The following is a 19,517-nucleotide window of genomic DNA, read 5'->3' as shown; positions in this document are numbered from 1 at the left end:
CCAAATCAGGTCCGCGCCAAAGTTAAGCCAATCGGCATCAACCGCGCCGAAGCCATGTGGCGGATCGACGACTACGTCGAAGCCCGTCAAATCTCCAGCGGGTCTGGGCTATGAGGCTGCGGCATCGTCGATGCCGTAGGTGAAGGCGTGAGCGATTTCTCCGCCGGCAACGAGGTCAATGTCATCCCGTCGTTCTCATTGAACGACCATGCGACTTTTGGCGAAGTCATCATCGTTCCCGCCCGTGCTGTCGTGAGGCATCCGAAAACGCTTTCGTACGTCGAGGCTGCTTCTATTTGGATATCGTGACTGCATGTGGCGCCCTCATTGACGACGCCAAGGTCACGAAAGGGGATTTCCCGATAATTCCCGCGACCTCTAGCACTAATTGCCATGCCTGAGATGCTGGAAGCTCTTTTGTGGTGCGCCGCACTTGCGACTTGGCTGGTGCTTCTCTGCGCCTTTGCGGGTCACAACATCCAGTCCCTGGGCCAAAGCATCCGCCGATTGGTACTCGGGCTGAGAGCGAAGAACTGAGGGCAACACGAGTCCGGCTTTGGCCCATCAGCGAAATGGCGGCGCGTCTCGGTAAGGTTCGCTCCGCGCGGTGAAGCGGACTAGGCCGTGTACCTAGAAACTCGGCGGCGTCATGTGACTGGTGACACGTCCGCTTTGTCCTATGGCGACCAAGTCCGCGCCGCAGCGCAATGTGTCGCGATTCACACAAGCGAGGTGCCGTCGCACTATCCGCCGGAACCCGCGAAACCCGAGCGATTGGCCGAGCCTGAGGAGCAATCGCTCTACAGCTACGGCAATCGCTCTGGCGCAGCCGCAGCTCCGAACGGCTAAAGGCAGACCTTCTCCACGGCGAGAACAGGTCCATGAGCGAACTTCGCTTGCGAGATATTTCGCAGAATCCAGACACTTCCCAGCTGTCGATCGGCGAGTGTCCCAATGCGGAAATGACGCGCGTACTAAAGACGAAACCCGTTCGCATGGCGTCAGCGTCTTGCGGCGCGATCACACTTTGGAAGCATGATCCCCTGCACGACGTCGTCAAGCCTATGGACGATCATGTCATCATGATGTTCCCCGCCGGGTCGGTGCGGTTCGAGCGCCGTAACGGGAAAGAATTTGTGAGTGGAATGACGCGTCCCGGGACTGTGACGGCCATTCCCGCCGGTTCGAGCTCACGATGGGACATTTACCAGCCCCTGAATGTCGTTCAGCTCTACCTGCCGCACGCAACGCTCCAGCGCGTTGCCCACGAAGCCGACGTGGCCGCTCCTGGCGATATCGTGGAGCGAACGGCGTATCCCGACCCCGTTACATCCCGATTGCTCTTGAGTGCGGCCGATGCCCTCGAAGGCAGCGCGGCTCTGGATGCGCTGTTCAGGCACCAACTGACGGACCTTCTGGCCACGCGTTTGCTGGTTGCCCACGCAGGTTCGCCTGTCACGATCCAGCCGGTCATTGGTGGATTGTCGCCAAGGGTCCTGCACCGCGCCATCGAACGCCTGCGTTCGGACAGCGATGCGGACGTGTCGCTCGCGGCGCTGGCGTCCGATGCAGGCCTGTCGCGCTTCCACTTCTGCCGCGCCTTCAAGAAAAGCACCGGGCTGTCGCCGCAAGCTTGGCTGCGCCAGCGCCGGCTCGAGCAGGCCATGAACATGCTGCGCGACACCGACGACTCGATCGTGTCGATCGCAGCCGCGCTTGGTTATTCCTCGCAGACCGCCTTCGCTGCGGCATTCAGGAAGCTGACCGCCGAGACCCCGAGCGGTTGGCGACGGCGCATGCGTTAGCAGCAATTGCTCTACAGGCACGCCAATCGCTCTGGAGCAGCCGCACCTCCCATCCGGTAGACCATCACGGTGCCAAGATCCACATGAGAAAGGAGACACACATGAGCCTAGACTATACCTCACCCACCCCGCGCCTTGGCAGACCGATGCACGACGAGCTGGTCCCGTCGCGCTACGCGCTGAAGGTCGGCGACATCGACGTGTTGGTGATCAGCGATGGGGTGCTGTCGCTGCCAACTACGGTATTGGTAGCCACTGCCGACCCAGCCGCCCGAGCCGCCGTGCTGAACAACTTGCTCTTGCCGCGAGAAATGCTCGATTGGCCGCTGAACGTCGTCGTGGTGCGGAGCGGCGGCCGGACCATCCTGGTCGACACCGGTGCGGGGGTGAACTCGAACCTGCCGAAGGCCGGGCAGTTGACCCATCGACTGGAGGCCGCCGGCATCGATCTTGCGGACCTGACCGACGTGGTGCTGACCCACTTGCACATGGACCACGTCGGCGGGCTGCTCGTTGACGGGGTGAAGGAGCAGCTACGTCCGGACTTGCGGATCCACGTGGCCGCCGCCGAGGTCAAGTTCTGGGCGAAGCCCGATTTCTCCCTCGTCTCCATGCCGGAAGGTTTCCCGGAGGTGCTCGAATCGACCGCGCAGAAGTTCCTGCGCGAATACCGCAGTTTTCTGCGGACGTTCGAGGACCGGGCCGAAATCGCGCCGGGCGTAGTCGCCCAGCGCACTGGTGGCCACACCCCCGGCCACTGTGTGGTCCGCCTCAGCTCCGGCGGCGAGCGGCTGACGTTCGCCGGCGACGCCGTGTTCCAGGTCGGGTTCGACCACCCCGACGTGCACAACGGCTTCGAGCACGACCCCCAGGAGGCGGCCCGCGTCCGGGTCCGGCTTTTGCAGGAAATGGCGGAGACCGGCGAACTGCTGCTGGCCACTCACCTGTCGTTCCCATGCGTTTGCCATGTGAAGGCCGACGGCGACGTGTTTCGCTGTATGCCGGTCAACTGGGACTACTAGCCGCTTGCTGTTGAACAACTGGCACTTTCGTTCCTGACGAAGGTGCCAGCATGAACAGCAACAGAAACAGGCTAACAGAAGGAATTCAACAATGTCACAGCGGATGGATTACAACGCAGCCTCGCCGGCTGGAGCGAAGGCACTCGGCACAGTACACGGATACGTTTATCAGTCGGGACTGCCCGCACGGCTTATCAACCTCGCGTGTCTCCGCGTGTCCCAGATCAACGGATGTGCCTTCTGTATCGACTTTCATTCGCAGGATCTTCTCAAGGCCGGGTTATCTGTCGAACACCTCGTTCTGGTAGCCGCCTGGCGTGAGGCCGGCAATGTGTTCGACGAGCAGGAAAAGGCAGCGCTGGCTTGGGCAGAGGCAGTGACCCACCTCGGAGACCGTGGTGTTTCGGACGAGGTTTTCGAAGCGGCTGCGGCTGTTTTCAACGAGAAGCAACTCGCCGACCTGACAATCGCGATTGGCCTGATGAATGCCTACAATCGGCTGGCCATCAGTTTCCGCACGACGCCTCTTGCGGTCGCCAGGCACAGCGGGGAACGGCGTTCGCCGGCGAGAACCACGCCATGATTGTCTGTTCGTGCAATGTGCTGAGCGATCAGGACGTCCGTTCCGCCGTCGAGGCAGAGCGGACGCGGTCGACCAGCCGGGTGTATGGCTGTCTCGGCTGCAGCGCGCAGTGCGGCCGCTGCGCGCACACTGTCCGCCGCCTCATGGACGAGACGCTCGGCAGCGCCCGCGCGTCATCCTGCAACGGCTGCGCGCAGTCCTCGCATCCCTGACTCGGCCCGCCGCACCGCCGGCTTCCTGGTCGATTTCAAGGTCTTCTTTGCGACGCTACGCGATCAGCCGCTGCTCGTTGTCGGCGTGCTTGCAGCGGTTTTCTTCGCATTTTTCTCAAGAGACACTGCTGTCGGCACCCGCCTAGGTTCCGGAAATTTTTGGGGGCGCCCATCTGTTCCTATGCGCGGGGGATGCAGCGTCCAAAGTAGAATTGCGGAGTGTTCTAAGTTGCATAGGAACTTTGCTCGCGGCCTTTTGTTGGCGGGCATGAAAAGACCCCGAGAATATCTCAAGCTAGCTAAGCGCTGCAGAGAGCTAAAGGACCAAGAGCGAGACTACGCGTCTCGAAGTCAGCTTGCCACTCTTGAGTGTAGCTACCTTACGCTGGCCGAAAGTTCTCGGGTGCTTCGCCGCTCAGTGAGGCTGCAGAAAGCATTAGAAAGGCTTCACCGGAGGTCCCTATTCAGCCGCAACGGTTGACGGCTGAACCGGCAATCCTTTTTGCCCCGGTCGATAAACGATCCATGCAAATAGAAGCATGTCGCCGAGAATAACTAGCGAACCTAGCGCGGCAATTGGTTTGCCTATTGTGTATCCGGAATGCACCAAGCCGACGCCGGCGGTAAGAAAAGTTGTTGCCGCGATCCAGATCCAGGCTTGCAAGGAGGCCAAGTGTTCTCGGTCGATTGCCGGATGCAGATGATAGTAGATGCCGAACAGAAATAGCGACACCCAGCCGAGCAGGTTGAGGTGTGCATGGGCCGGAAACGTGGAATGATCTTCGGTGATGGCCATCACGATACCCCAAATCATGCCCGCCACGACCATGACCACGGCGGCTCGGAAGCTTAGAACAGAAGCTTTCATTGGAAACTTTCCGCCACTCATCTGTTGTCCATCCATTGAATCTGCTTCCTCTCGTTTCGAGGACATTTGCGCGGCCGCGCTATGTTCGTGACCAGCGAAGAAATGCGCTGCTGTGTGGAAGTGCGTTAGAGCAGCTTGCGAACTACATCGAGCTTGTTCGCCGCGGGCATCAGCGATCGTTGCTCTCGCGTCTTGCAGGACAATGACTCTAGTCGACATTCGAGTTACAGGCGTAGTAAATGCCGCACGTTCGCTGTCTGCAAATCGCCTCGCTCCATTTCTTCTGGCCGGCATGATTGGCAGGGTTGTAATCTGATCACGCAATCGACCGTGAGAGGGTCGCTGGTCGGCGCGGCCCCGGCAAACGCATGCTGGTCTTGATGATTCGCGAACGCCAGGTTAGCCGCAGCCCGTTCTCTGCCCAGAAGGTGAGTGGAAGAGCGTAATGAATTCGAGAGGGACCGCTGTGGCCACTTGCCTGCTATCGACATTAGAGTTTGCGATTAACAACAGGTTCGACGGCAGCACCGCCAACGGCGTGGAGCAACGCTCCTTAAGAGCGCGATGCGCGCGGTTTCGCGCTTTGCCGATTAAGAGCGGTTTGTCAATGTCGCCTATTGGCCCTTCGCGACCATATTGCGCCGCCGCGCAGCTGAGTCGCTAACGGGGCAAAGCAGACTTAGCCTTGGTTGTGTCACGCCAACAGATTTAATCGGCTACGCTTGTGGCGTTTGCGTCGTAGGGCCTGAGCACCGAGATGGCGGGGTCCGAAGAGCAGCGACGATGCACGCAGAGGCGCACGTGCCGTGCGCCAGACCCGATCATGTCGGCACGCTGGCGATATAGGGAATGCAGGCCACGACGACGGCAAGCTGGATCGCATTGCCCAGCATGCCACCCCAATGCAGTCGCCGCAGCCGGCGCGCGGCCTCCGTATCGCCGGCGTCTCCGTCACTGATCCGGGCGTCCATCTGCCGCAAGAACCAGCGGCGCGAGGACACGGCGAGAGCCGTGATCACGCCGACGCCCAAGGCGAGGACCGGGCGGCCCTCCACGGCAACGGCAATCGTGCCTACGGCACTGGCGACGGCCAATGTCAGGAAGTAACCGTTGAACATGGCGCGCAACAGCAGCGCGACAGGTCGGACGTCCAGCTTCACCAGCAGAAAGGCCGGCGCCGCCAGCAGCAGATAAAACATCGGAAGCAGCAGGATGATCGTGGCGAACAGGGCGACGTTGTCTGGCATCATCCGAACACCCCCTCTTTCCTGTGCCGGGCAAGGGCCTTTCCCGCGGCACAGTATCAGCTTCGACCTGTCACCGGCACCATTGCTTTGGTTGGATGCACACTGCTTCCGCCGCCCCAGAGTATGATCCGGATCCGAAGGGCCGCGCCAGCGCAAAGTGTGGAACGGTTTTCCCTCGCGACAAACGCGGAACGCGTTTGCGCGGAGATCATGCTCAAACAACAACCCAAAGCGCGATGACGATGCATTCCCAATCTCATCGCGCTTTAGGACCCGATCTCCACCGGAAACGTTGATAGGCGTCATCGAAGGCGCGCCATGGAAACACTTTCTGCGTATCTCGACCGGAAGCACGAAGAACTTGCATTGTTGAATGGTTGCCTTGCGAAGCCTTTGGCGCTGCGAAAGCCGGTTGCGGTCGTGGAGGTGATCGAACAGAAATTCCGCGTTGCCGCGGCGCTGAAGGCCGAACACGCCCTGCACGACTGGGCGCGCACGGAAACCGACTGGGCACATTGGGGGCGGCTGCGGGCCGGTCCGTTCGAGTTCAGCTACGATTACCAGCGCGCCGATCTCGAAGTCCGCGGTCCTCCGTTCTACGACGTCGAGGACGCCGCGATATCGAGGACCATCTACACGTCGTCAGGTATGGCAGCGATAGCGGCGCTGCTGCTGGGCTCGGCGCGCCTGATCCCGAATGCGGACATCCTGGTCCTGCCCGGCTCCTATGGCGAGACCATCGAGCTGATCGAGCGTCATGCCCGGCATCTGCGCCTCGTGGCGCTGAACCGGGCGCCCGGTGAACTCGCGCTGCGCGCGGAACGGCCGAAAATTCTTCTCTTCGACTCCTGTGCGCCGGCTGCCGACTTCGAAGCGACGCTGCGCTGCGATGCGAGCGGGCTCGATCTCATCATCTTCGACACGACCTGCTTCTCGATCGGCTCGGGACGCATCCGCCGTGTGCTGGACTGGGCCCGCCGCCACATTCCCGCAGTCCTCGTGCGCAGCCACACCAAGCTCGATTCCCTCGGCCTGGAGTATGGCCGGCTCGGCTCTGCGGCATTCGTGGACCCCGACGACCGCATGAGCGCGAAGGGCCGGCAATTGCTCGCCGATCTGAGGACTGAAATGCGTGATGCCGTACGGCTGTTCGGCGGCGCAGCCCTGCCGGCACATTTTCCGCCCTATGTCGGGTCGGAAGCCTACCGTCGGCTGACCGACCGGCGCGTCGCAGCCATCCTTCGGAACAGCCGACGAACGGCCCACTGTTTTGCAGCGGCGCTTCCCGGCTCATCGGCAGAGCTGCATTTCGCCCATGGGCTCTACGTAACGCTGGCACCGAAGCGCAGCATGAACGAGCGACAGGTCCGGCGGATCGCCGTGGATCTGTCGGGCGACCTGAGCAGGGCCGGATTGCCGCTTCGCCACGCGGGAAGCTTCGGCTTTGACTTCGGTGCGACGGAGTGGTTCCGCGACACGACCAGCGATCGCTATGTGGTCAGGATCGCCGTACCGGATCTGCCGACGCCATTGTGGGACGAGGTCGCTCGGGCTGTGGCGCGCTGGTGGTCGTCGCGTGAGCAGGACGTCGCCGCGTGCGATCTGCCCGTCAATGCATCGGCGTAGCCTTACGTCTCGTCGGGACTCCTCGGCCCCGGTGAAAGACGCTAAGGTGCCCCGAGGGGGAATCTGCGTCGTGGAATCGTTTCCGGATCAGAACGCCAGGCCGCGTCGACGACCCGTCATCGTTCTCGTGCTCCTGTCCGTGCTCCTGATCGCTTGCTTCGTCGCCATGTATTACGCCGGCGATCTGTCGAAGTATCAGGCCGTCGTTTCCGCCGAGGAGACCCGCGCCGCCTTGCGGGACGTGACCGATGCCGACCAGCTTGATCAGGTCATCAAGCTGCACCCTTCCAACAAGCGGCTCAAGCTGCTTGCGCTCGCAAACAGCGACGCGATGGAGATCGATGCCGCCACGCAGAAGTTGTTGACCGAGGTCGAGCCGAAACCGCTGCCAAAGCTCAGCGATCTCGGTGCATCCAGTCGCGCTGACCTTGAGGGGCTGCACCGCGATCTCAAGGCCGCGGAAAGCAATGCCACAGGCCTCGCGACTCGTTACGCCGAGATGATCAAGACCACGCGTGACCGGATCGAGAACGACGCGCGCTCGCTGAGCGTCGGGGACGAGCGGCTCTCCGGGTTCATGTCGCTGATCGACGAGCAGCATGCGGCATGGACCGCGCTCACCTCCAAGGCGCTCGTCTCGCGGGCGGACTATTACAGTGCTTTCGATAAATGTGTGGCGCTTCTGATCCGCGAGTTCGGGGTCTACAAGGTCACGAACGGTCAGTTCGTGTTTCCCTTCCAGTCTACGGCCGACGGCTACAATCGCGCCGCGACCGCCATGGCTGCTGCGGCCAACCACGCTTCCGAACTCGACGACGAAAGGAAGACCCTGCGACAGTCACAGTTCGCCAAATGGAAAGCCTTTGTCGACGGTTAGCGCCTGACGGCCTATCCAGCTGACTTGCCCGACGCGCCAAATCCGTCCGGTACCCGCAGCAACCTGCCGGCCACCGCGTTACTTTGCATGGGGTTGTTTTCGAGTTTTCGATCTGGGAGCGCTGCGGCCGTACCCCGCCACCGCCTCTGCAAGACCAGATCGCCCGCTTTCGCGGGCGATCACAGCGGTATGCGGGCAATAGTTCTGCCGTGCCTCTACCCGATCACGCGCCCGAACTTGTTCGACTTCGGGAAGCCCTTCGGCGGCATACGACCGGCGTCGGCGCGGGTGCCCTGCCACTCGGCGAGTTCCTTCATGGTCGCGCTAAATTCGCGGCCGGCGGAGTCCTTCCAGGTCAGGCCCGCCTTGGCGTCGAACACGGCAACATCGGACAGACCGCCGTCTTTGAACTTCTGCAAGCGCACGCCGCGGCCGCGGGCCATTTCCGGCACCTGGTCGAGCGGGAAGATCAGCATCTTGCGGTTCTCGCCGATGACCGCGACGGTGTCGCCGAGCACTTCCGTGATCGCGCGCGCCTCGTTCGGCATATCGACGTTGAGGACCTGCTTGCCCTTCTTCGTGGTGCCGACGCAGTCGTCCTCGTTGACGACGAAACCCTGGCCTTCGTGGCTTGCGATCAGGAATTTGCGCCCACCCTTGTTGACGAACAACGCGACGGGTGCGGCCTCCTGCTCGAGGTCGATGAACAGGCGGATCGGCTCGCCGTGGCCGCGGCCGCCCGGCAGCTTCGCAACGTCCAGCGCGTAGAACTTGCCGTTGGTTGCGAACAGCAGGAGCTTTGAGGTCGTTTCGGCGAAGAAGGCAAAGCCGAGCTTGTCGTCCTGCTTGAACGCAAGCCCCGACAAATCCTCGACATGGCCCTTCATCGTCCGGATCCAGCCCTTGTCCGAGACGACGACGGTCACCGGCTCGCGCTCGACGAAGGCTTCCTCAATCGCGGCAAGATCGTGCTCGGGCGCGTCCGCAAAGGTGGTGCGGCGCTTGCCGAGCGGCGTCTTGGGCCCGAACATGTCGCGGACCTTGCCGACCTGCTCGCCGACCTTCTTCCACTGCTCGGCTTCGGAGGCGAGCAGGCCTTCGATACCCTTCAGCTCTTTGCGCAGATCCCTGTCTTCATTGCGGATCTCCATTTCCTCGAGCCTGCGCAAGTTGCGCAAACGCATGTTGAGGATGGCCTCGGCCTGGACTTCAGTGAGCTTGAACGCCTTGATTAAGGCCGGCTTCGGCTCGTCCTCGGTGCGGATGATCTTGATCACCTTGTCGAGGTTCAGATAGGCGATCAAATGGCCGCCAAGGACCTCCAGCCGGTGCTCGATCTGGGTCTTGCGGAAGTTGGAACGGCGGATCAGCACATCGCGCAGATGATCGAGCCATTCCCGCAAGACTTCGGCAAGACCGACCACCTTGGGGATGCGGCCCTTGATCAGCACGTTGAGGTTCAACGGAATCTTGCTTTCGAGCTCGGTCAGCCGGAACAGCGATTCCATCATCAAGGCGGGATCGACGTTCTTCGACTTCGGCTCGATCACGAGACGGACGTCTTCGGCAGATTCGTCACGGACTTCGCCGACGAGCGGCAGCTTCTTCTGGTCCAGAAGCTCGGAAATCTTTTCGACCAGCCGCGACTTCTGCACCAGCCACGGGATCTCCGTGACGACGACGACCCAGGTACCGCGGGCGCCCTCCTCCTGCTCCCATTTGGAGCGGACGCGGAAAGAGCCACGGCCGGTGGTGTAGGCTTCCGCAATCGCCTGCTTGGAGTCGACGATGATGCCGCCGGTCGGGAAGTCCGGGCCCTTCACCCACTTCAGGAGCGACTTGGATTTCGCGTCCGGCTTCTCGATCAGGTGTAGCGCCGCGTCGCAAAGCTCGGCCGCATTGTGCGGCGGGATCGAGGTCGCCATGCCGACAGCGATGCCCTGCGCGCCGTTGGCAAGCAGGTTGGGGAAGCCGCCGGGCAGAACCACCGGCTCCTTGGACTGGCCATCGTAATTGGCACGGAACTCGACACCGTCCTCGTCGATGCCATCGAGCAGAAGCCGCGCGACGTCGGTCATGCGCGCTTCGGTGTAGCGGTAGGCGGCCGGGTTATCGCCGTCGATATTGCCGAAATTGCCCTGGCCGTCGACCAGCGGATAGCGCGACGAGAAATCCTGCGCGAGGCGCACCATGGCGTCGTAAATCGCCTGGTCGCCATGCGGATGGAACGAGCCCATCACGTCACCGACGATCTTGGCCGATTTCTTGAAGCCGGAGCCCGGGTCGAGCCGGAGCAGGCGCATGCCATAGAGGATGCGCCTGTGTACCGGCTTCAGGCCGTCGCGCGCATCCGGCAACGCGCGGTGCATGATGGTGGAGAGTGCATAGGCGAGATAGCGCTCTTCGAGCGCATCGCGCAGCGGCACCTCGTGGATTTCAGCCGGCTCTTCCGGCGGTACCTGTCGTTTTCCCATGGGGAGGCGTTAAACCGAGATGCTGAATCGGGCAAGCCGCGAATCAAAGCGCTCGATTTGGCGGGCTAACCTCCTCACAGAAAAAGGATTTGCAGGCCGATTCGGGTCGGGCTCGCGCCGCTATTCAGGTTGCAAATCGCGGCCGATCGACTCAAAGCCCCGCCTTCCCGCCTTTACGTCGCCGCACCGGCAGCCGGATCAAGAAGCCCGATCTATTGATTCCCGTCGGTGAATTACTGCCCGGCCCAGCCCGCGGTCACGGCCTGGCTCTTCGCCTGTGCAGGCGCCGGCGCATTGGCCAGACAGCGCCGCGCGGCCTCGATTTCCGCGTCCGTCGCGCCGTGGGATCGCGCCCACGTCTCTGCGGCGGCTGCCGAATATTTTGCAACATAATACCGCACGACGGTGCAGGAGGCGCGGTGAAACAGGCCGGGCTGCTCACCAGCCATTGCGTCCGGCGCCAGCGCAAGCAGCGCGGCGGATACCACAAATCCTCTGATCATTTGGGATGTCCCCCCGTGGAACCAACACGTCAACTCAGTTAACCCGATTTGGTTCCATGGCGGACCGCCAGATCCGGCAATGCAGAGCCGCATACCACTCATGGCGAGGCAATCGCCCTCGCCTGCTGCCGCGCCAACGCATTGAGGAAGCCGCTTCTGGCGTCCGAATGGCCTTGCCCGCGCGGCTCCAACACGTGGCGGAGCAGGAACAGGCCGGTGAGCCGAAAGCCATCCTGGAGGTCCTGGTCCGTGAGCTCGCTCGCCGCCTCGCCCTGCCGCAGGAACGGCGGCAGGCGCAACAGCCGGTCGCGCCATGGCTCGCCGGCGGAGCGTGACACCGCGCCGCCGGATTTCGGCGAGACGTAGATCAGGTCCGTGGTCTCGCCGGTCACCGCGCAATTCTCCAGCGCGAGGCCGAAGCCGAGTTCGGCGAGCATCGCGAGCTCGAAATGGATGATGTGCACGGCGGCCACGCCGATATCATCGAAGTCATCGAGCGCGTGTTCGAGCTGTGCAAAGATCTCCTCATGCGGATCGCGCTCGGGCAACAGCCGCGCGAGCGAGGCCAGATGCGTGACGCCATAGACGCCGTGCGAGGACGCAAGCAGCCCCGCAGCCCGCAACCGCAGGCCTTCGATCGCGTAGGTGCCGAGATGCTCGTCCAGCCGCGCCCGCCACACCGCGCGCACGCTGTTTCCGGGCTGGAGCAGCGGCCGCATCCGCGAACTGGCGCCGCCGCGCACGAGCCCGAGATGCCGCCCGCGCGCGCGCGTCAGGAGCTCGACGATGGCGCTCGTCTCGCCATGCCGCCGCACTCCCAGCACGATGCCGTCGTCGGTCCATTCCATGGGATGAAGTCTAGCGCATTCATGCTTACGTAGGGTGGGCAAAGCGAAGCGTGCCCACCACTTCTGTCTCGGTCAAGCAAGGTGGGGGGCACGGCGCTGCGCGCCTTTGCCCGCCCTACGGCATCGCGCGAGAGCTCACGCGTTGAACCAGCCCTGCGCGTCGCCAGTGAACGAGAAATACAAGCCGATCGTCGTCAGCACGCAGGACACGATCTCGATGCCGCTGTCGAGCTCGACGCCCTTCTCGCCGATGATCTGCGCAAGCGAGATCACCGACAGCACGAGGGCGGCCGCCAGCACCCAGCGCGGCCAGTTCTTGCGCTTTTGCGCGGCCAGCCAGACGAAATAGACCAGGAGCAGGATCATCCCGCCAGCGATCAGCGTCGCCGTCGTGATCATCTGGTCCGTCATGTCGGGGTTCGGCGTGCGGTCCTGGAATGCAACCGACAGCGCATCCAGCATCAGCGATGCGTAGAGCAGCACTTCGAAGCGCAGGACGTTGCGGGGCACGCTCATCACCAACCGATCTTCTTCTTGTTCATTCTTTGGGGAATTCCAGGCCCATTTCCCGATAGCGGTCGGGATCGTCGCCCCAGTTCTCGCGCACTTTGACGAACAGGAAGAGATGCACGGGCACGCCGAGAATATCGATGAGCTCTTTTCGCGATTCCGCGCCGATCGACTTGATGGCAGCGCCGCCCTTGCCGAGCACGATCTTGCGCTGGCTCTCGCGCTCGACGAAGATCGTCTGCTCGATGCGCACCGACTTGTCCTTGCGCTCCTCCCATTTGTCGGTCTCGACCGTGGACTGGTAGGGCAATTCCTGGTGCAGCTTCTGATAGATCTTTTCCCGCGTGATCTCGGCCGCGAGCTGTCGCATCGGCGCGTCCGACATCTGGTCGTCGGGGTAGAGGAACGGACCTGCCGGCACCATCTCGGCAAGCGCGTGGCGGATGTCGTCGACGCCATCGCCCGACAGCGCCGAGATCATGAAGGTCTTTGCAAAGCGAATGCGCTCGTTTGCGGCCTGCGCCAGCGCAAGGAGCTTCTCGCGCTGGACCAGATCGACCTTGTTCAGCACCAGGATCTTCTCGTGAGCGACGCTTGCGACCTTGGCGAGGATCGCCTCGGCCTCCTCGTCCAGGCCCGCCTTGGCGTCGAGCAGCACGCAGACGAGATCGGCATCATGTGCGCCGCTCCAGGCGGTCGACACCATGGCCCGATCGAGCCGCCGCTTCGGCAAGAAGATGCCGGGCGTGTCGACCAGGATCACCTGTGCATTATCCTCGATGACGATGCCGCGGATCAGCGCCCGCGTGGTCTGCACCTTGCGCGAGACGATTGTGACCTTGGCGCCGACCAGCGCATTGACCAGGGTCGACTTGCCCACATTGGGGGCGCCGATCAGCGCCACGAAGCCGCAGCGTGTGGCGGGCGGCGTCGCCGCTTCGCTCGTTTCAGCCATCATTGCCGCCGCCAACGCCTTCGCGCTCGATCATGACTGAGGCCGCGACCTTCTCCGCCGCGCGCTTGCTGCCGCCGATGCCTTCCGCCGATGCCAGCCCCGGCAGATCCACGGCGACGCGGAACTGCGGATCGTGATGCGGCCCGGTGCGCTCGACCTCGCGATAGACCGGCGTCGGCAAGCCCTTCCCCTGCGCCCATTCCTGGAGCACGGTCTTGGGGTCGCGCAGCGGCCGTCGCGGCTTGTGCATGCGCTCGGTCCAGTTGCGTTTGACGAACTCGGCCGCGGCGCCATGCCCGCCATCGAGATAGATGGCGCCGATCACGGCTTCGCAGATGTCGCCGAGCACGGATTTGCGCAAGCGGGCGTCGGCGGCGGGGCCGACGCTGCCGAGCTTGATGTCCTCGACGAGGCCCAGCAACTTCGCAACGTCAGCGCAGCTTTCCTTGCGCACGAGTTCGGCGAGCCTCTTCGACAGCTCGCCTTCATCCGCGCTCGGGAAGGCGTGATAGAGCATGTCGGAGACGACGAGCCCGAGCACGTGGTCGCCCAGAAATTCCAGCCGCTGGTAGCTGTCGCCGCGCTTGCGCCCAGACTTGAGGGCGGAGACATGCGTGATCGCCTGGATCAGCAGGTTCGGATCGGCGAAATTGTGCCCGATGCGCGCCTCGAGCGCCGCGTTCGCGCCCTTGGCCTTGCCGCTCCTCGCCCGCTTCTTCTTTGCGGGAGCTTTGGGAGCGGCTTCGGCGTCAGGGCTCGCAGCGGCCTCGATCGGTTGGATTGCGATGTCCTTGGCTTCGTCTTTCATCGGACGATTTTGAACATTCGGTTCCAGCGCACCGCCCAGGGCCAGCGCCAGAACATCCAGGCGTGCTCGCCTTCGGCGATGGAGAAGAAGATCATCTGGGCACGGCCGATCAGGTTCTCCTGCGGCACATAGCCCACCGCCGACTGCACGCGGCTGTCGGTCGAGTTGTCGCGGTTGTCGCCCATCATGAAGAAGTGGCCGGCCGGCACCGTGTAGACGTTGGTGTTGTCGTAGAAGCCGTTGTCGACGCAGTCGAGCGTCTCATAGGTGACGCCGTTCGGTAGCGTCTCCTTCCAGCGCTTCACCCGCGCTGTGGCGTCCGACGAGCCGCAGGGGTCTTCGCCGACGAAATCGCTCAAGCGTTCGCGCTGCACCGGCACGTCGTTGATGTAGAGCAGCCCTTCCTTCATCTGGACGCGGTCGCCGGGCAGCCCGATCACGCGCTTGATGTAGTCGGTGGTGTCGTCCTTCGGCAGACGGAAAACGACGATGTCGCCGCGGTTCGGGTCCGAGCCAAAGATGCGTCCCGAGAACAGCGGCGGCGAGAATGGAATCGAGTAGTGGCTATAGCCGTAGGAATATTTCGACACGAACAGGTAGTCGCCGACGAGCAGCGTCGCCTTCATCGAGCCGGAGGGAATGTTGAACGGCTGGAACAGGAAGGTGCGGATCACCAGCGCGATCAGGAGAGCATGGATGACGACCCGGACGGTTTCGCCGAGGCCGCTCTCAGATTTGGTTCCTGAAGTCACGCTCATTGCTTTCCCAATTCCGGCCCCGCGGTCACGGAACGCCCGTTCCCGCGCATGGCCCCGTCGCTTTGCGGCGTAAGGAGATTGTCCTGATTCTGATAGTAAGGACCAATTCCGGCGTAAAGCCGAATTCGCCCCGGGCTGAGTTTGCGCCGGCGAACTTTTAGACGGTTGTCGCCAGCCACGCAATCAAGGGCGGCATCAACAAAGTATAAGATATTGAATTTGTTATATTCTTTTAATTTTCGCGCCGGCAGATCAAGTTTTCTGCCAGCGGTATGGCCGAAATGATGACGAAGGCCTGGGCGAGCGGCCAGTCGTCGGTGATCGACAGGTCGATCCGCGCCTCGAAGCCCTCCGGCGTCAGCGCCTTCAGCCGGGCCAGCGCCCCGCCGGTCAGTTGCATGGTCGGCCGTCCCCCTGGCAGGTTGACCACCCCCATGTCGCGCCACCAGACGCCTAGCCGGATGCCGGTCCCAAGCGCCTTGGAGCAGGCCTCCTTGGCGGCGAACCGCTTGGCATAGGTCGCGACCACCATCTTCTCGTTCTTGGCGCGGCGCTCCGCCTTGGCACGTTCGGCCTCGGTGAAGATGCGGTCGAGAAAACGCTCGCCATGGCGCTCGATCACGCTGGCGACGCGGGTGATGTCGATGAGGTCGGAGCCGATGCCGATGATCATGCCTTGCTCCGACCGCGATCCATCGCGGCGCGCATGCTGCGGACGGTTTCGGCAAGGCCGACGAACAGTGCCTCGCCGATCATGTAGTAGCCGATGTTCAACTCGACGATCTCGGGGAGGCCTGCGATCTTCTCCGCCGTCGCATGATCGAGCCCGTGGCCGGCGTGGACCTCGAGGCCTGCGGCGCGCCCCAGCTTGGCACCGGCCACGATGCGCTGCCATTCGGCCTCGGCCTTGTCGATGTGTCCGTCGACCACGGCGTCGCACCAGGCACCGGTGTGGATCTCGATGACCGGCGCGCGCAACCGCGCCGCCATCTCGATCTGCTGGGGGTCGGCGGCGATGAACAGCGACACGCGAATGCCGGCGTCGTTCAGCCTCGCGATGAAGGGCGCCAGCGCATTGTGCTGTCCGACCACGTCGAGCCCGCCTTCGGTCGTCACCTCCTGACGGCGCTCAGGCACCAGGCATACCGCATGCGGCTTGGTGGCAAGCGAGATGCGCATCATGTCGTCGGTCGCCGCCATCTCGAAGTTCAGAGGTTTCGAGATTTCCGCCTTGAGCCGCGCCATGTCCTCGTCGCGGATATGCCGACGGTCTTCGCGCAAGTGTGCCGTGATGCCGTCGGCGCCGGCCTCGATCGCCAGCAAGGCAGCGCGCACCGGATCGGGATTGCGGCCGCCCCGCGCGTTACGCAGGGTCGCGACATGGTCGACATTGACGCCGAGGCGAAGCGGAGGAACAGGCATGGCAAGCTCACGTAATCGGAAGGACAGGCAAACTCCGCCTATCCATTAACACGTTCGACGCGGGCGACGACCGCCTTCGCGCGCAACTGGGCTATGATCGCGCTCAGGTGCTTCAGGTCGTAGACCTCGAGATCGATGGTCGTCTCGGTAAAGTCCGGCGAGCGGCGCTGCATGCTGATATTGTCGATATTGCCATCGTGCTCGGCGATCACGGTCGCGATCTGCGCGAGCGCGCCGGGCTCGTTGACGTTCTCGACCTTGATGCGGGCCGGGAAGCGCTGCGGAGCAGTGTCCTCGATGTCCCAGCGCACGTCGAGCCAGCGCTCCGGCTCCTCCTCGAAATCCTTCAAGGCCGGCGCCTGGATCGGATAGATGGTGATGCCCTCGCCCGGGGTGACGATACCGACGATGCGGTCGCCCGGCACGGCGCCGCCGTTCGGCGCGAATTTCACTGGCAGGTCGGAATTGATGCCGCGGATCGGGATTGCGGTCGGAGGGCGCGGCGTCCCCGGCACCACGGTCTCCTTGAGCTTGGTAGCCAGCCCCTTCTTGGCGTAGCGGCCGACCCGCTCTTCCTTGTAGTCGGGATACATGGCCCGCGCGACGTCTGAGGCCTTGATCTCGCCCCGGCCGACCGCCGCCATCACGTCCTCGATCGAGGAGCGCGCAAGGCGCGGCAGCGCCCCCTTCAGCTTGTCGTCGGCGTAGTCGATCTTGGCACGCTCGAACAGGCGCTCGACGATACGCCGGCCGAGGCCGGCATATTGGTCGCGCACTGCGGTGCGGGTAGCGCGCCGGATCGCCGCGCGCGCCTTGCCGGTGACGGCAAGCGATTCCCAGGCCGACGGCGGCGCCGATTGTGCCTCCGAGGTCAGAACCTCGACCTCATCGCCGTTCTGCAGCTCCGAGGACAGCGGCGCGAACTTGCCGTTGATCTTGCAGCCCACGGCGCTGTTGCCGACGTCGGTGTGCACCGCATAGGCGAAGTCGATCACATTGGCATGGCGCGGCAGCGCGATCAGCTTGCCCTTCGGGGTGAAGCAGAACACCTGGTCGTGGAACAATTCGAGCTTGGTGTGCTCGAGGAATTCCTCGGGATTGGTGCTCTCGGAAAGAATTCCGACGGTATGGCGCAGCCAGGCAAACGCATTGGACTCGCGCTTCAGGAACTCCGTCGGCGAGCCGGCGCCCTCCTTGTAGAAGACGTGCGCGGCGATACCGCGCTCGGCGATCTGGTCCATTTCCTCGGTGCGGATCTGGAGCTCCACGCGCTGGTTGCCGGGACCTATCACCGTGGTGTGGATCGAGCGATAATCGTTCTGCTTGGGCGTCGAGATGTAGTCCTTGAAGCGGCCGGGCACGACGGGCCAGGTGGTGTGGACGATGCAGAGCGCGCGGTAGCAGGCCTCGACGTCGTTGACCACGACACGGAAGCCGAAGATGTCGGACAATTGCTCGAAGCCGACCGACTTGCGCTCCATCTTGGTCCAGATCGAGAACGGCTTCTTGCGACGACCGTAGACGCGCGCGCCAAGGCCCCTGTGGCGCAGATTGTTGGAGAGCTGAGCCTCGATCTCGCCGATCAAATTGCGGTTGCGCTCGGCCAGCGCATCGAGCCGCTGCATCACCACGTTGTAGGCTTCGGGATCGAGGGTGCGGAAGGACAAATCCTCCAGCTCCTCACGCATCTCCTGCATACCCATGCGGCCCGCGAGCGGTGCGTAGATGTCGAGCGTCTCCTCGGCGATCCGGCGCCGCGATTCCGGCCGCACGAATTCCAGCGTGCGCATGTTGTGCAGGCGGTCGGCGAGCTTGACCAGGAGCACGCGGACGTCGTCGGCGATCGCCAGCAGGAGCTTGCGCAGGTTCTCGGCCTGCTTGGCCTCGCGCGATACCAGCTCCAGCCGCTTCAGCTTGGTCAGGCCCTCGACCAGCGCACCGATCTCGGGGCCGAAGATCTGGTCGATCTCGGCGCGGGTCGCCTCGGTGTCCTCGATCGTGTCGTGCAATAGCGCCGCGACGATGGTGGCGTCATCGAGCTTCAGGTCGGTGAGGATCGCCGCCACTTCGAGCGGATGGGAGAAATACGGGTCGCCCGAGGCGCGGGTCTGCGAACCGTGCGCCTTCATCGCGTAGACATAGGCGCGGTTCAGCAGGTCTTCGTTGGTGTGGGGGTTATAGGACCTGACGCGCTCGACGAGGTCATATTGCCGCATCATGCGCGCCCGCGGTTTCGGGGGCCGCACCGTCGGCGCAGTCGGCGCCACGGCGACCGAGTCGGTCGCGGCCTCCATCTGCGTAAATTTGCGACGCCGATACACCATCTCTGCCGCGTCTTCCTGCCTTCAAACGAACCAGGCAATGGCCCGTTGTATACATCCTAACGCCGATCGCGCGCCTGTCCGACACAATCGGAAACGGCTCTCGCAAGCGCGCTGCGACAACGCCATGGTAACCACGAAAAGGTCAACAAAAGCAAAGGCCCGAACGCAGGTTCGGGCCTTTAATGAAATCAAAATTTCGTCGGCGCGGCGCGGGGACGATTACTCGTCCTCCTCGGGCTGCTCCTCAGGCGGCGCGAGGCCCTCGAGGCCCTTCAGGAGCTCCTCTTCCGTCATGCGTTCGACAGCAACCTCGGTGTCGTCGGCATCGACGCTGGCGCCAGCGGAACCGATCAAGGGCACGGTATCGGGCTCAGGCTCGTCCACCTCGACGAATTTCTGGAGGGAATGGACCAGCTCCTCGCGCAGATCCTCCGGCGAAATGGTCTGGTCGGCAATTTCGCGCAAAGAGACAACAGGGTTCTTGTCGTTATCCCGGTCAACCGTTAGTTGTGAACCGGACGAAATCATGCGGGCGCGGTGGGCGGCCAGCAGGACGAGGTCAAACCGGTTGTCGACCTTGTCGATACAATCTTCTACGGTGACGCGAGCCATTAGACTGTCGCTCCGCTCTTGGGTGGGTCAAAACATGTGGATGATGCTGGCTAGTTATAGAGA

The 19,517-nt window shown here is 63.1% G+C and carries 20 protein-coding genes; 7 read left to right on the top strand and 13 right to left on the bottom strand.

From position 1 onward, the window contains the following. Positions 1 to 147 precede the first annotated feature (147 nt). The 5 genes from SO156_RS04645 (at position 148) to SO156_RS04625 (ending at position 3,622) form a co-directional block, all read left to right on the top strand. The gene (locus SO156_RS04645) at positions 148 to 309 is read left to right on the top strand and encodes a hypothetical protein (RefSeq protein WP_458143199.1); all 162 of its coding nucleotides are present in this window, start codon (positions 148 to 150) and stop codon (positions 307 to 309) included. A 572-nt stretch (positions 310 to 881) separates the two neighbouring features. Beyond that, positions 882 to 1,805 (top strand): helix-turn-helix domain-containing protein, encoded by a 924-nt coding sequence (locus SO156_RS04640; RefSeq protein ID WP_498533995.1) that lies wholly within the window; start codon positions 882 to 884, stop codon positions 1,803 to 1,805. 83 nt (positions 1,806 to 1,888) lie between these two features. Continuing rightward, positions 1,889 to 2,827, top strand: a complete 939-nt coding sequence (locus SO156_RS04635) for an MBL fold metallo-hydrolase (protein ID WP_458143195.1) — start codon at positions 1,889 to 1,891, stop codon at positions 2,825 to 2,827. A 91-nt stretch (positions 2,828 to 2,918) separates the two neighbouring features. After that, positions 2,919 to 3,410, top strand: a complete 492-nt coding sequence (locus tag SO156_RS04630; RefSeq protein WP_458143194.1) for a carboxymuconolactone decarboxylase family protein — start codon at positions 2,919 to 2,921, stop codon at positions 3,408 to 3,410. Beyond that, entirely contained in the window at positions 3,407 to 3,622 is a 216-nt protein-coding gene (locus SO156_RS04625; RefSeq protein WP_458143193.1) for a (2Fe-2S)-binding protein, read from the top strand. Before SO156_RS04630 ends, SO156_RS04625 begins: the two co-directional genes overlap by 4 nt. A gap of 460 nt (positions 3,623 to 4,082) precedes the next feature. Here the strand turns inward: SO156_RS04625 and SO156_RS04620 are convergent, their stop codons facing one another. Both SO156_RS04620 and SO156_RS04615 read right to left on the bottom strand, forming a co-directional pair. Continuing rightward, positions 4,083 to 4,526, bottom strand: coding sequence for a hypothetical protein (locus SO156_RS04620; RefSeq protein WP_498533994.1), 444 nt, complete (start codon positions 4,524 to 4,526; stop codon positions 4,083 to 4,085). Between the two features lie 785 nt (positions 4,527 to 5,311). Then, positions 5,312 to 5,737, bottom strand: a complete 426-nt coding sequence (locus SO156_RS04615) for a hypothetical protein (RefSeq protein WP_498534053.1) — start codon at positions 5,735 to 5,737, stop codon at positions 5,312 to 5,314. 318 nt (positions 5,738 to 6,055) lie between these two features. On the opposite strand from SO156_RS04615, the gene SO156_RS04610 reads away from it, so the two are divergent. Both SO156_RS04610 and SO156_RS04605 read left to right on the top strand, forming a co-directional pair. Continuing rightward, positions 6,056 to 7,363 carry a hypothetical protein gene (locus SO156_RS04610; protein ID WP_498533993.1) on the top strand — a complete coding sequence of 436 codons (1,308 nt, stop codon included), beginning with the start codon at positions 6,056 to 6,058 and terminating at the stop codon, positions 7,361 to 7,363. A 70-nt stretch (positions 7,364 to 7,433) separates the two neighbouring features. Continuing rightward, entirely contained in the window at positions 7,434 to 8,240 is an 807-nt protein-coding gene (locus SO156_RS04605) for a hypothetical protein (RefSeq protein ID WP_458143189.1), read from the top strand. 215 nt (positions 8,241 to 8,455) lie between these two features. Here the strand turns inward: SO156_RS04605 and parC are convergent, their stop codons facing one another. From parC to rpoZ, 11 genes are all read right to left on the bottom strand, one after another. Next, complete coding sequence (gene parC / locus SO156_RS04600; protein ID WP_498533992.1) at positions 8,456 to 10,714, bottom strand: DNA topoisomerase IV subunit A; 2,259 nt, start codon at positions 10,712 to 10,714, stop codon at positions 8,456 to 8,458. A gap of 233 nt (positions 10,715 to 10,947) precedes the next feature. Then, a complete protein-coding gene (locus SO156_RS04595; RefSeq protein WP_498533991.1) occupies positions 10,948 to 11,217 on the bottom strand; it encodes a hypothetical protein in 270 nt (89 codons plus the stop codon). 98 nt (positions 11,218 to 11,315) lie between these two features. After that, positions 11,316 to 12,065: a DNA repair protein RecO gene (recO, locus tag SO156_RS04590; protein WP_498533990.1), complete on the bottom strand. Its 750-nt coding sequence runs from the start codon at positions 12,063 to 12,065 to the stop codon at positions 11,316 to 11,318. Between the two features lie 135 nt (positions 12,066 to 12,200). Further along, on the bottom strand, positions 12,201 to 12,581 hold the full coding sequence (locus SO156_RS04585; protein WP_458143183.1) for a hypothetical protein: 381 nt from the start codon (positions 12,579 to 12,581) through the stop codon (positions 12,201 to 12,203). A gap of 22 nt (positions 12,582 to 12,603) precedes the next feature. Beyond that, positions 12,604 to 13,533: a GTPase Era gene (gene era / locus SO156_RS04580; protein ID WP_458143182.1), complete on the bottom strand. Its 930-nt coding sequence runs from the start codon at positions 13,531 to 13,533 to the stop codon at positions 12,604 to 12,606. After that, positions 13,523 to 14,338 carry a ribonuclease III gene (gene rnc, locus SO156_RS04575; RefSeq protein ID WP_458143180.1) on the bottom strand — a complete coding sequence of 272 codons (816 nt, stop codon included), beginning with the start codon at positions 14,336 to 14,338 and terminating at the stop codon, positions 13,523 to 13,525. Before rnc ends, era begins: the two co-directional genes overlap by 11 nt. Further along, positions 14,335 to 15,096 (bottom strand): signal peptidase I, encoded by a 762-nt coding sequence (gene lepB, locus SO156_RS04570; protein WP_458143179.1) that lies wholly within the window; start codon positions 15,094 to 15,096, stop codon positions 14,335 to 14,337. Before lepB ends, rnc begins: the two co-directional genes overlap by 4 nt. 232 nt (positions 15,097 to 15,328) lie before the next feature. Further along, on the bottom strand, positions 15,329 to 15,769 hold the full coding sequence (acpS, locus tag SO156_RS04565; RefSeq protein ID WP_498533989.1) for a holo-ACP synthase: 441 nt from the start codon (positions 15,767 to 15,769) through the stop codon (positions 15,329 to 15,331). Next, a complete protein-coding gene (locus tag SO156_RS04560; protein ID WP_498533988.1) occupies positions 15,766 to 16,518 on the bottom strand; it encodes a pyridoxine 5'-phosphate synthase in 753 nt (250 codons plus the stop codon). Before SO156_RS04560 ends, acpS begins: the two co-directional genes overlap by 4 nt. Before the next feature lie 38 nt (positions 16,519 to 16,556). Next, entirely contained in the window at positions 16,557 to 18,842 is a 2,286-nt protein-coding gene (locus tag SO156_RS04555) for a RelA/SpoT family protein (RefSeq protein ID WP_498533987.1), read from the bottom strand. Positions 18,843 to 19,061: 219 nt separating this feature from the next. Continuing rightward, positions 19,062 to 19,454, bottom strand: a complete 393-nt coding sequence (rpoZ, locus tag SO156_RS04550; RefSeq protein ID WP_027522935.1) for a DNA-directed RNA polymerase subunit omega — start codon at positions 19,452 to 19,454, stop codon at positions 19,062 to 19,064. Positions 19,455 to 19,517: the final 63 nt, after the last annotated feature.

The organism is Bradyrhizobium sp. UFLA05-125, assembly GCF_059803515.1.
Note: the sequence above shows the minus strand (reverse complement) of the source record. Positions and strands in the feature narration are given on the sequence as shown.